Genomic DNA, 13,469 nt, shown 5'->3' with positions numbered 1-13,469 from the left:
ATTGCTTATTTGTTTTTATTGTATTTCTTAAACGCCAATGTAACGTTATGTCCTCCAAAACCAAAAGAATTGGATAAGGCAATATCTAGTTTTATTGAACGACTTTTGTTAGGAACATAGTCGAGATCACATTTAACATCTGGGATCTCTAAATTAATTGTAGGGGGTATTTTTTGTTCGGCGATGGCCATAACTGTCGCCACTGCCTCAATTCCGCCTGAACCTCCTAACAAATGGCCTGTCATTGATTTAGTTGAACTTATAGGAATTTCGTAAGCATAGTCGTTAAATATTTTTTTAATTGCCTTTGTTTCTATGACATCATTTGCAGTAGTACTCGTACCATGAGCATTGATATATCCTACTTGTCTAGAATTAATATTTCCGTCTTGCAAAGCAAGCCTGATAGCTCGAGATGCACCATCGCCATCTGGTGAAGGTGCAGTCATGTGATAAGCATCACATGTCATCCCGTAACCAACAATTTCCCCATAAATTTTCGCTTTTCTTTTGAGGGCATGATCCAGTTCTTCAAGAATTAAAATCCCTGAACCTTCACCCATAACGAATCCATCTCGATCTTTATCAAAAGGGCGACTAGCTTTCTCAGGGTCATCATTCCTGGTCGATAAGGCTTTTGCCGAACCAAATCCTGCTAATGACAAAGGAGTAATTGCTGCTTCTGCCCCACCACATATCATAGCTTTAGCGTAACCTTGTTGTATGAGCCGAAAAGAATCACCAATAGCATGAGAACCAGCGGCACAAGCTGTTACAGTGCAAGTATTAGGGCCTTTGGCCCCTGTATAAATAGCTGTGAGTCCAGAAGCCATATTACCAATCATTGTAGGGATCGTGAAAGGGCTGCAACGACTAGGACCACGTTTTAAGTAAATTTCCTGCTGATCTTCTAGAACTTTTACTCCACCTATCCCAGTACCAATAATAATTCCTATTTGATCAGCATTAGCTTCATTAATTACCAATTGCGAATCAGCTAATGCTTGTAGACTAGCCGATACTCCAAATTGACAGAAACGATCCATACGTTTTACATCTTTACGATCTAAATAATCATAAGGATTAAAATCTTTAACCTCTCCTGCAATGCGACAAACATGATACTGAGCATCAAAGTAACTGATTTTGGTGATCCCACTACGTCCAGCCATTAAACTATCCCAATATTCATTAAGATTATTGCCGATAGGAGTAATTGCACCTAATCCTGTTATTACTACTTTCTTTAAATGTGAATTTGTCATGATTATCGATTATTAAAAATCTAATTTAGCTCATATCATAGCTAGGAGAGGTGATAGAAGAATTTAAATTCAATAGGCTTAGTTTATAGATCCTTACCTTTAGCCTGTTCTATATAGTCAACAGCTGCTTTTACGGTACTGATCTTTTCGGCATCGTCATCAGGAATTTCGATATCGAACTCATCTTCTAAAGCCATTACTAGTTCTACTGTATCTAAAGAATCAGCACTTAAATCATTAGCAAAATTTGCCTCGAGTGTAACTTGTTCTTCTTTTACCTCAAGTTTATCGATGACAATAACTTTTACTTTTTCAAATATTTCTTGGTTCATTAATTTTTACTATTAACCGCTAAATACCTCATCAGAATTACTATGATGAGTAGGAAATGGGGCGGTATTTACCATCTCCTAAAATCTAAATTTACTACTAAGCTTTTTTAGTATTACTTATATTATCTGTAAATGGCCAGTCAGGGAATAAAAAAGTAATCGAATATTAATTAAAAAATCAATTATCCTAAATCAAATAATTTTTCTTATTAATGACTCTAACATTTTAGATAATTAAATCAATACACAAGTGAATGTGTATTTTAAAATTGAGTGGTTCTACTTTTGTAGATCTAAACTTTATGCAATTAACAGTTCCTTTTTGTATGTCCTGGTATATGTACATATAGCTTAAATCAAGTTAAACATTTTCAAAGTTAATCTTAGTATAAACATTAACTGTTAAGTTAGGAACAATCAATTGTATTAGTATAATTGCTTACTTTGAAGTTGTAAGCAATTTAGTGAATTAATTAAATAGATCTTTGTTGTTGAAATTTAGCATCAAAATAATAATTAACGAAAATCTATGCAATATAGGTTCTAATTATTAGTGATTCAATAAAATAAATTTTAAATTTGAATAGAGCGTTCCACTGAGCTTTCTTCATTACAAGAAATATCGATTCTACGTAAATTTGCTCCTAATTTACGTAATTTACCCTCTAGATTATCGTACCCACGATCAAGATGATGTAAACCTTGTATAGTTGTTTTCCCATGAGCAGCTAACCCAGCTAGAACAAGAGCTGCAGAAGCTCTTAAATCAGTAGCCATAACAGGAGCGCCAGATAAAAAAGGTACCCCTTGTACCACGGCAATATTACCTTCAACTCGAATATTTGCCCCCATTCGTTGTAACTCTGCTATGTGACGTAAACGATTCTCGAAAACGGTCTCTGTGATTACGCTACTACCCTTACTAACAGAAAGCAAAGCCATGAATTGAGCTTGCATATCTGTAGGAAAACCTGGGAAAGGAAGAGTTTTGAAATTAGTAGCTTTTAAAGGATGAGGAATTAATGTTACGGAATCTGTTCCTTCAACAATGACTCTAGGACCAACTTCTTTTAACTTAGCAATGATAGAAGCTAAATGTTCAGGAAAAACAGGCTTTAAACTAATCTCAGATTGAGTAATTGCACCTGCTATAAGTAATGTTCCTGCCTCAATACGATCAGGAATTACACAATATTCAGTGCTATGAAGGTAATCTACTCCTGATATGGTAATTCGTTTAGTCCCATCACCTTTTATTTTTGCGCCCATAGAACGGCAAAAGTTTGCTAAGTCGACAATCTCAGGCTCTTGTGCGCAGTTCTCAATTGTAGTTTCTCCTTCTGCTAAAGTTGCAGCCATCATAATTGTCTCTGTAGCACCAACACTAGGATAATCTAAATAGATCTTAGCTCCTTGTAGTTTCTTGTGATTATTTTTAATACAAGCATGAACTACTCCATGTTCGATTTGAACATCTGCCCCCATAGCTTGTAATCCTCTTACATGAAGATCTACTGGTCTAGCACCTATAGCACAGCCACCTGGCAAGGGAACACGAGTCTTCCCTAACCTTGCCAATAAAGGACCAATTACGAAAAAACTAGCTCGAAGTTGTGATACTAATTCATAAGGAGCTTTATTTTGCCCTATATTTTGGGCATTTATTTCTATACTGTCTCCATTTTTTTTAAGTTTTACTCCAATGGCTGTAAGAATTTGAGACATGCGATCAATATCAGCCAAAGCAGGAATATTACTAAGACGACAATCTTCAAAACAAAGAATTGACCCAGCCATTAAAACTAAAGCTGAATTTTTGGCACCACTTACACGAACTTGTCCATTCAAAGAATTTTGACCTTGAATTTCTAAAACTGATTGTTTCTTTTCTATATAGGATGTCATAAGATTTCGATACGCAATGAAGCTGTATAATTATTTTTTTATACTATGAGAAGAATTAGAATTGACTCTAAAATTATTTTTAGTATAATTTCATTGGTTCAAAAACCCTGAAAAGTTGATATTCCTATAGATTGAACTTAGCTTTTAAATAGAAAAGTAAAACTAGAATCATTATTCAATTAATTAAAGATATTAATTAAATAATAAGCTTTACTACATAAGACCAATGAAATTAATAGATAACTAGATTAATTTTTTTAGCACCTGTTTAATTTTTATGTTTAAATACCAATCTAGTATTAAGTTAAACCAATATTTTTCGTATCTTTAATGATTACAAGTACTAAAAATCCCTTGATTAAGCAAATTCGTGAACTACGTAATGTAAAGAAACGAAGAGAAAAAGGAATATTTTTTTTCGAGGGAACTCATTTGCTTATGACAGCCTGTGAAGAGAATTGTTCCCTACTTACTTTGCTATTCACTGAAAAGTGGAAAATAGAAAATTTTAAATTATGGGAGATAGCTTCTAGACTTACAAAACGATATGAAACTGTTTCACCAGAAGTTTTGAAGAGTATTACAACCACCGTAAATCCTGACGGAGTAATAGTCACAGCATTGTCTAGACCTTTCGATAAGGCTAAAACTGATATCAAATTAGGTTTGATTTTAGAAAGGTTACAAGATCCAGGAAATCTAGGAACTATTATTCGTACAGCTGTCGCTACAAATATTGACGGTATTTGGCTCAGTAGCGATAGTGTAAATATTGATAATTCAAAAGTCATAAGAGCGTCTGCTGGTGCTTGGTTTAAAGCCCCTTTAGTAATCACATCTAATCTGAAAGATATAGTGATGAATTATAAAAATCAAGGTGTTAATGTAGTTGCAACTTTGCCAAATGCAAAGAAGAATTATTGGGACTTAGATTTGACGAGACCCACAATAATTCTATTGGGCAATGAAGGTTCTGGATTGTCGGAACAGTTAGTTAACATGGCAGATGAGACGGTTAAAATTCCATTAGAACAAAATATAGAATCACTAAATGTAGCGGTTACTGGAGCTTTGATTTTATATGAAGCCAAAAGACAGAGAACTTTGTTGTAAAAAACTTCTAACTTTTGTTAAATATAATGCTTAGTCCATTTTTAGATTTATATTTAAGTAATAAAAAAACTATATGCTTTACATACAGCAAAAGAATATCAAACAAGCAATATAATTGTTTGATAAACTAGAGCTTAAATTTATTAAGATAATAGAATAAATTATGAAAATATCCGTTAAATGGCTAAGGGAACTAACAAATTTTAACTTTTCCCATGAAGAATTAGCTGATATCTTAACAGTTGTTGGTTTAGAAGTAGATGAATGTGAAAATCTTAATGAATGGGTTAATGGAATCGTAGTCGGTTTAATTAAAGATTGTCAGCCTCATCCTGACGCTCAAAAATTAAATATTTGCAAAGTTGATATTGGAGTAGAAAAGCTACTCAACATTGTATGTGGTGCATCCAATGTTGAGATTGGCAAATATGTTCCTGTCGCAACTTTAGGATCATATCTACCTACAATAGACTTAAAAATTGAACCTACAGAATTACGAGGAATTAATTCTGAAGGAATGATTTGTTCTTTATCAGAGATTGGACTATCGAAAGAATCATCTGGAATTCATATTTTTGAAGAAAACGCTCTAACAATAGGACAAAATGTTGCTCCTTTATTAGGGTTGGATGATGTTATTTTAAGTGTTATGCCTACTGCTAACCGACCTGATGCAATGAGTATGATTGGAATTGCTAGAGAGTTAGCATCTTTAACAGGTAATACAGTTAATTCTCCTAGGGATATCAAAAATTTTATTTTTGAACATAAGAATAATTTTTTGAAAATAGAAGTTAAAGATATTAATGCTTGTCCAATTTATATTGGAACTATTATTAAGAATGCAACAGTAACCTCTTCCCCAAAATGGTTACAACAAAAACTTAAAGTTTCAGGGATAGAACCTATTAACAATATAGTAGATGTAACTAATCTAGTCTTACTAGAATGGGGACAACCTATGCATGCTTTTGATCTTAAAAAATTAAACAAAATTGCAGATAACAGTAATGAATTAAAAATTGGGATACGTTATTCTAATAATGAAGAAACCTTGCAAATATTAGATGGTTCTAGTAAAGAATTAAACAAAAAAAATTTAATAATTACCTCTAATGATGTTCCTGTAGCTCTTGCAGGAATTATGGGAGGGAAAACAACAGAAATTGATAATCAAACTCAAGATATTTTTTTGGAGACAGCATTGTTTGATCAAGTAGTTATACGTCATTCTTCAAAAAATCAAAACTTGCGTACTGAAGCTTCTATAAGATATGAAAGAGGGGTTAATCAATTTGAATTAGAAATAGCCTCTCAGAATGCTATCAGCCTAATCGAAGAATTGACTGGAGGAACAGCAGTTACCCAAAGTATAATTGATAATCGTTCCCAAGTTAATATTTCTCAAATAACTCTTCGTTTAGAACGTGTTCACAAAATTTTAGGACCGGTTTGGAGAGATGGTTTAAAATCTTTTATTACTTCAGAAGAAGTTCACAATATTCTAAAAAATTTAGGATGTAAACTAGATTTAACTGACAAAATTAGTAATGTCTGGTCAGTTGTTGTTCCATCTTATCGTTATCGAGATCTACATAGAGAAATTGATTTAATAGAAGAGATAGCTCGTATTTATGGGTATGGAAACTTTTGTGATGAGCTACCTTACAAAACAGAACCTGGAAAACTTTCTCAAGAATATTGTATTGAGCGTAAACTTAGAGAAGCATTTCGTTCTACTGGGTTACATGAATTGGTACAGTACTCTCTTGTAAAACCAGAAAAGGCTGATATAGTTCTTGCAAATCCTTTATTAACAGAATACTCGGCTCTAAGAAATAATTTATTAGATGGTCTAATTAATACGTTTGCCTATAATCAATCTCAAGGAAATAGGCCTCTAAATGGATTTGAAATTGGTAAAATTTTTCATAGTATTGACGGGCAAAATCGAGAATCAGACAGGATATCCGGTATAATGGGAGGTACTTTTCTAGTAGAAGGGCGCTGGACAACGGGAGGAAAAGTACCTCCCATGACTTGGTATAAATCAAAAGGTGTCTTAGATAGTATTTTTAAAAAATTTAAGATCATAGTGGAATACAAAACCCACAAAGAAGATAAGAGATTGCATCCGGAACGTACAGCTTCCTTATGGCTAAATAATAAATTTTTAGGAATATTTGGACAGTTACACCCTCAAATATGTCAAGAGCTAAACTTAATTGGTGCTGTATATGGGTTTGAACTAGATTTTCAGCTTTTATTAGATACTCTTAATCAAGAAACTTTTTTAACACCTACATTTAAGCCTTATTCTTTTTATCCTCCTATAGAACTAGACTTAGCATTTTTCGTTTCCCTGGATATCCCTGTAAATCAACTTATTCAAAAAATGAAAGAAGTGGGGGGAAATTTATTAAAAGAAATAGAATTGTTTGACGATTATCGAGGAGAAAGTGTACCAGAGAGACAAAGGAATTTAGCTTTCAGTTTACTTTACCGTTCTAATGAACGTACATTAACTGATAAAGATGTAGGAACTATTCATAATAAAGTTCGTGAATCTTTAGTAGAAGAATTTAATGTTACACTTCGTAGTTAATATTAATATATAGTAATAATTTTGATTTTATATAAGTTTTTTAATTATTATGGTTACCCTCAAAACTAATCAGAACATAAAAATACTATATTAAATAATTTTATTCTAAATATTATTTAATTAAATATTTTAGAGATAACTGTTCATATTTTCTGCTGTTTTTTTATGGCTCTATACTCTTTTGAAGAAAAATATCAACGACTACGGAAAGAATTGATTGGTGGAGCATTTGCTTTAGGAGGAGTTTTTCTTTCTGGGACACTTTGGTATTATTTAATCGAGAGATGGTCATTAACAGAAGCAGCTTATATGACCATGATAACCCTTTCTACAGTGGGTTTCTCAGAAGTTCACCCCTTAGATGATAATTCTAAACTATTTACTATTCTTCTCATTTCGATGGGGGTTATCACTATTGGTTATATTGTTAATCGTTTAACAGAAGCGTTAATTCAAGGCTATTTTCAAGAAGGAATTCGACAAAGACAGGAGAAGCGTTTGATAGATACTTTAGAACATCACTGTATTGTTTGTGGTTATGGACGTACTGCTCGCCAAGTTGCATTAGAATTTACTGCCGAGGACGTTCCTTTTGTTATCATTGATTCTCGACCTGAACAAGTGGAAGAGGCAAAACAATTAGGTTATATAGTGATTCAAGGGGATGCTACTTTAGATGAATGTCTAATAAACGCAAAAATAGATAAGGCAGTTTGTCTAGTTTCTGCTTTAACTTCTGATGCAGAAAATCTTTACACTGTACTTTCTGCTAAAACTTTGAATCCAAAAATTAGAGCAATTGCTAGAGCTAGTACCGAAGAAGCCGTTCTTAAATTGCAAAGAGCTGGAGCTGATGCAGTTGTTTCACCTTATATTACAGGAGGAAAAAGGCTAGCTTCTGCCGCTTTAAGACCCCAAGTTATGGATTTTGTAGATGGTATTCTGACCGGCAGTGATCGTACATTTTATATGGAAGAATTTCTCGTTGATCCTAAGTATTGTCCTTGTGTAGGACAAACTTTAAGTGAAGCAAGACTTAGGCTTCAATCAGGAGCATTAGTTTTAGCTATTCGGCGTTCTGATGGTGCCTTGCTGGGTGGTCCAACAGGAGAAACAGAACTGATGGCAGGAGACTTACTTATTTGTATGGGTACTCCTGAACAGTTACGTCAACTTAATCAAATACTAGGACCCATTAATCGTTCTGCTAACTTAAAACCACCAAGAAATCAGAATAATTTTAAAAATCTATAAAACTTCAAAAAATAAATATTGTTTATTTTGAAATAAATTAACCTTATATGGGAAATACATTTTCTATATAAGGTTAATTTATTTTTCTTATTCCTCTGATTCTTTCTCTTCTCTTCCTAAATTATTTTCTGAGTCTGAAGAATTAGAAGTTTTAGGTGCAGCAACTTTCACCATTGAGTGTCTTAATACTTGCTCACCTAGTATGTAACCACGCATTAACTCTTCAATAATAGTTCCTTCTGGATATTCATCAGTATATTCCCGCAACATAGCTTCATGATACAAGGGGTTAAAGATTTCCCCTTCAGGGCGCATAGGTCCAACACCTAAACGTTTAAGACTGTCTACTAGTGTTTTATATACTCCTTGATAACTTTTGTGTATAGCTGCTTCTCCGTCATTAGCTGGGCTAATTGAATTACGAGCACGTTCAAAGTTATCTACAACGGATAATAGATCACTGATCGTTTTACATTTTACTTTAATTTCTAAATCTTCTTTTTCTTTTACTGAGCGTTTACGATAGTTATCAAATTCTGCATTAAGTCGAAGGTGATTATTATTGAGTGTTTCATACTTTTGATTACTTTCTTGTAATTTAGTCTCTAGATTGTTTATTTTTTCAGTTAGATCAGGAATTAAGTTTTTTTCGGCTTCTGCTTCAGATTCTACTGATTCGATATCTTGATTAACTACTAAGTTTTCATCGGAATTAGAGGTTTTAACTTCTTTATCCTCCTCAGCCTTAACAGAAGAATCATATACTGATTTTAGTTCAGAAGTTTCCGTATTTATTTCCATTTTTTGTTCTTCATTTGCCATAATTGTTTTCTCTATACTTATTAAAGGATATTTTAATTGTTAATGCTTTAAATTTAAGCCTTCAATATATTATAATTGTTTATCTAGTTTTATTGCGATTACATCTTAGCAGTAAATATTCAAAGTTCTTATCAAGAAAACAGCTTAAATCTGAATAGTTTTCTTGACAAAGAGCATGTTGTAAGATTGTTTTACGCAAAAAAGTTCATTTCCCCAAATCCAGTAGTATGCTAACACTAAGTAGAGGATAGATTATGTACAATTCAAAAAGAAGCAATGTATCTCCCCATACCGATCATCGGCTCTTAGACTTTGAAGATCTAACTCCAATGTATCGTCATTACATCAACATTAAAGAAGAGTACATTTCTAGTTTGCTGTTATACAGAGTAGGAGACTTTTTTGAATGTTTCTTTCAAGATGCCGTAACCGTTTCTAAAGAAGTTGGAACATTCTTGACCAGTAAAGAAGCTGGGAAAAAAATTGGGAGAATTGCTTTAACAGGTTTTCCTCATCACTCACTAGACCGCTATGCCAAACTACTTATAGATAGAGGATATTCCATAGCAATTTGTGATCAAGTGGAAGATTCCTTAGAAGCATTATCTCAAGGACGAATGGTAGAAAGACGTGTAACTAAATTGTTGACCCCAGGAACTTTGATGGATGATGAATTATTAGTACCAGAAAATAGTAACTTTTTAGTAGCATTAACAATAAGAGATAATTTATGGGGACTTGCTTATGCAGATATATCTACAGGAGAATTTTGTACTACTCAGGGAGTAGATTTGTCAAATCTTAAATCAGAACTGCTTAGATTACAGCCAGCAGAAGTTATTATTCCAGCAAATGATATAGATTCTGGTAGGATGATACGTCCTGGAGAAGAATCTTCACTGTTGATAGATGCTTTTCCAGATTGTTTTTGTTATTCATTGAGGACAAAGACAACTTTTGATTTAAATACTGCGAGGGAAAAACTTTTAAATGCTTTTAAAGTCAGTTCTCTAGAAGGGATGGGTTGTCATGATTTGCCCTTAGCTATTAGTGCTGCAGGAGGACTTCTTAAATATATAGAAGATACCCAAATAGATCAACAACTTACACTACAACTACCAAAAAATTATAATTTAAATGATTTCCTGATCATAGATTATCAGACACGTCGTAATTTAGAAATAACAAAAACTATTAAAAACTCTATTTTTAAAGGTTCTTTATTATCAACTATTCAAAAACCTAAGACTTCTATGGGTGCTCGTGATCTACAGCGTTGGTTGATAGAGCCTTTATTAAGTATTGAAAGAATAACTGAAAGACAGGACACAGTTGAAGAATTAGTAGAGGATATCACATTAAGACATGATCTTAAAAAATTATTAGCTAGTATTCATGACTTAGAGAGGATTAGTACTAAAGTTACTTCAGAGACAGCCAATGCTAGACATTTATCTTGCCTAGCTAATTCATTATTAAAACTAAAAGACCTGTCAAAACTTGCACATCGAGGTAAGTCCTTTTATTTTAAAGCTTTACAGAATACGCCTAAAGAATTAGAGAAGCTTGGTATATATATTCGTAGTCACTTAATAGAATCTCTTCCTGTAAAATTAAAAGAAGGAGGAATTATTAAGGATGGAGTTAATGCAGAGTTGGATAACATGAGAAGTCAAATAGAAGATGATCGTGAATGGTTATCTAATCTAGAGGCAACAGAAAGACAAAAAACGGGTATTGCTTCTCTCAAAGTTAGTTATAGTAAATCTTTTGGCTTTTATATAAGTCTACCTCGTAGTAAAGCAAGTCAAGCCCCAGCTTATTTTATCAGAAGACAAACATTAACTAATGAAGAGCGTTTTATTACTCCCGAGCTAAAAGAACGAGAAGTTCGTATTTTAAATGCACAAAAAAATCTTAAAAAGTTAGAGTATAAAGTTTTTACAGAGCTACGCTCAAAAGTAGCAAAAAAAGGATATGCAGTTTACCAAATTGCTAAGTCTATAGCAGCTATTGATATTTTATTAAGTTTTGCGATAACTGCTGTTGAAAAGAATTACTGTCGCCCTCAAATTTTAGAAGATCAATTATTAAAAATCAATAATGGTAGACACCCAGTAGTTGAAGAATTGTTGCCTCCTGGCTCTTTCGTGCCTAATTCAGTTTCTCTCAAAAGTTCTAGCAAAGTATTAGAAGAACCTAATCTAATTATTTTGACAGGCCCTAACTCCAGTGGAAAAAGCTGCTACCTGAGACAAATAGGAGTTATTCAGCTGTTAGCACAGGCTGGAAGTTTTGTTCCAGCTACTTCTGCACAGATAGGCATTGCTGACCGCATTTTTACACGTGTAGGAGCAGTAGATGATTTGGCAACTGGACAGTCAACTTTTATGGTAGAAATGAATGAAACTGCTAATATACTCAATCATGCAACAGAAAAATCATTAATCTTATTAGATGAAGTTGGTAGAGGAACATCAACTTTTGATGGGCTTTCCATAGCCTGGGCTATAGCAGAGTATCTAAGTGAAGAGATTGGAGGAAAGACTATATTTGCAACTCATTATCATGAATTAAATGAACTAGCATCTAAAGTTTCTAGGGTAGCTAATTTCCAAACTATAGTTGAAGAAAAACCAGATAGTCTCATATTTCTTCACCAAATTCGTCCAGGAGGAGCTAAAAAGTCTTATGGAATTGAAGTTGCTAAATTAGCTGGCCTGCCTTCTTCCGTAACTACAAGGGCTAAAAAAATTATGGAAAAGGTTAGTCAATCTAGCAGAATTATATTGAAACTTAATGAATTAGAAGATAATTAATATAATTATTTTCTAATTCATTAAGTTTCAAAGTTTATGTTATTAGTTTATTAGTAATAAAAAACAATAATTTACATAAAAAAGTTAGCAGAGTTTAATACTCTTAAATACTGAATATCTAAAACATTGACTAATAGCTATATAAAATAATTAAATACTAAAAATTCATAGTTTTTTAGCATATTAATTAAAATTTTTAATAATTAGTTATCTAATCTAATTACTAGAAATTGTTTTTGTAATAGCAATAAAAAGCCGGCTCCTATATATCTTGATAAGCTTTATATACAGCTTTTACATTGTACCAGTTAAGAAAAATACGAGCGATTTCTAATGCTATTTGTGGTTTTCCACGATTAATAAACCACTGTAGAATAGGCGATAAAGTGTTTTCATTCAAAGTTCCACCTAGAGATAATATTCCCCATAAAACTTTATGAAACAATGTCATTTGAATCATCAGACGAACTTCAAAAGTAGGATGCTTCTGATAAAATAAAACTCCCATTTTCCCTCTTTCAATTTCTTGATTAATGAGACTAGGAATTTGTTTTAAATTAAAAGCTGGGTGCCAATGATAACCAACTGCCTCAGGACACTTAATCAACTTCAATCCCAATTTTTTCAATCTTACGCCTAACTCTAGGTCTTCCCATCCGTATTGTTTAAAACTTATATCAAATAGTCCTGCTTTTTCTAGCCATTTTCGAGCAATCGCTACATTACCAGTAGCAAAAAAAGCAGCAGAAAAATCAGTCACTTTATAAGCTTCCGCAGTTGGGTTATTAAAATTACACGTATTAATAACTGAACCATAGGTAAATAAGCGATCATTGCCTAATTTTTCCTCGCCTTTTACCAATGCATCTGCATGTGATTGTAGAAATGACTTAGTCACAACCAGATCACTATCAATAAAAATTATTATGTCTCCCTTTGCTTTTTCTATACCTAAATTTCTTGCTGACGCGGGGCCAAGATGATTTTGAACAAAACAATGAACATGAGGAAAATCATTTGTATTTTTATTTAACCATTCTAAAGTTCCATCCGTAGAGCCATCATCAACGAGAACTATTTCATAAGTATTAACTTTACTATCAGTAAATCTTTGTTTTTCTAATGCATAAAGACATTTTTCTAAGATTGGTTTACGATTGTAGGTCGGAATGACAATGCTTATAAACACGATTATTAAAATTTAAATAGAATAGTACTAAATTTAAAACAGTCTAACGCATTTTGCTTGATATTTGAGAGACAACTTTCATAAATGTCTCAAATATATAAATAATTGAAGTTTAGTTATTATTAATTTTTGTGCCGTGATTTATATATATAACTACTCTGAGTA

General features: G+C 32.7%; 9 protein-coding genes. 4 read left to right on the top strand and 5 right to left on the bottom strand.

What is annotated here, in order from left to right; genetic code table 11:
- Positions 1-5: 5 nt before the first annotated feature.
- From fabF to murA, 3 genes are all read right to left on the bottom strand, one after another.
- Positions 6-1,265: a beta-ketoacyl-ACP synthase II gene (fabF, locus tag UCYN_RS05515; protein ID WP_012954528.1), complete on the bottom strand. Its 1,260-nt coding sequence runs from the start codon at positions 1,263-1,265 to the stop codon at positions 6-8.
- An 83-nt stretch (positions 1,266-1,348) separates the two neighbouring features.
- Positions 1,349-1,597 (bottom strand): acyl carrier protein, encoded by a 249-nt coding sequence (gene acpP / locus UCYN_RS05510; protein WP_012954527.1) that lies wholly within the window; start codon positions 1,595-1,597, stop codon positions 1,349-1,351.
- Between the two features lie 573 nt (positions 1,598-2,170).
- Positions 2,171-3,502, bottom strand: a complete 1,332-nt coding sequence (murA, locus tag UCYN_RS05505; RefSeq protein ID WP_012954526.1) for a UDP-N-acetylglucosamine 1-carboxyvinyltransferase — start codon at positions 3,500-3,502, stop codon at positions 2,171-2,173.
- Between the two features lie 330 nt (positions 3,503-3,832).
- Between murA and UCYN_RS05500 the strand changes: the two genes are divergently transcribed.
- The 3 genes from UCYN_RS05500 (at position 3,833) to UCYN_RS05490 (ending at position 8,474) form a co-directional block, all read left to right on the top strand.
- Positions 3,833-4,615 carry a TrmH family RNA methyltransferase gene (locus UCYN_RS05500; RefSeq protein WP_012954525.1) on the top strand — a complete coding sequence of 261 codons (783 nt, stop codon included), beginning with the start codon at positions 3,833-3,835 and terminating at the stop codon, positions 4,613-4,615.
- Between the two features lie 163 nt (positions 4,616-4,778).
- On the top strand, positions 4,779-7,220 hold the full coding sequence (gene pheT / locus UCYN_RS05495) for a phenylalanine--tRNA ligase subunit beta (protein ID WP_012954524.1): 2,442 nt from the start codon (positions 4,779-4,781) through the stop codon (positions 7,218-7,220).
- Between the two features lie 165 nt (positions 7,221-7,385).
- Positions 7,386-8,474: a potassium channel family protein gene (locus UCYN_RS05490; RefSeq protein ID WP_012954523.1), complete on the top strand. Its 1,089-nt coding sequence runs from the start codon at positions 7,386-7,388 to the stop codon at positions 8,472-8,474.
- A gap of 87 nt (positions 8,475-8,561) precedes the next feature.
- Here UCYN_RS05490 and grpE read toward each other — a convergent pair whose 3' ends face one another.
- A complete protein-coding gene (gene grpE / locus UCYN_RS05485; protein ID WP_012954522.1) occupies positions 8,562-9,296 on the bottom strand; it encodes a nucleotide exchange factor GrpE in 735 nt (244 codons plus the stop codon).
- Positions 9,297-9,550: 254 nt separating this feature from the next.
- Here grpE and mutS point away from each other — a divergent pair, with 254 nt between their 5' ends.
- Positions 9,551-12,115 (top strand): DNA mismatch repair protein MutS, encoded by a 2,565-nt coding sequence (gene mutS / locus UCYN_RS05480; protein WP_012954521.1) that lies wholly within the window; start codon positions 9,551-9,553, stop codon positions 12,113-12,115.
- 262 nt (positions 12,116-12,377) lie between these two features.
- On the opposite strand, the gene UCYN_RS05475 is transcribed toward mutS, so the two are convergent.
- Positions 12,378-13,310 (bottom strand): glycosyltransferase family 2 protein, encoded by a 933-nt coding sequence (locus UCYN_RS05475; protein WP_201763758.1) that lies wholly within the window; start codon positions 13,308-13,310, stop codon positions 12,378-12,380.
- Positions 13,311-13,469: the final 159 nt, after the last annotated feature.

The organism is Candidatus Atelocyanobacterium thalassa isolate ALOHA (genome assembly GCF_000025125.1).
Classification (GTDB): domain Bacteria; phylum Cyanobacteriota; class Cyanobacteriia; order Cyanobacteriales; family Microcystaceae; genus Atelocyanobacterium; species Atelocyanobacterium thalassae.
This window is presented reverse-complemented; position numbering and strand designations above follow the sequence as displayed.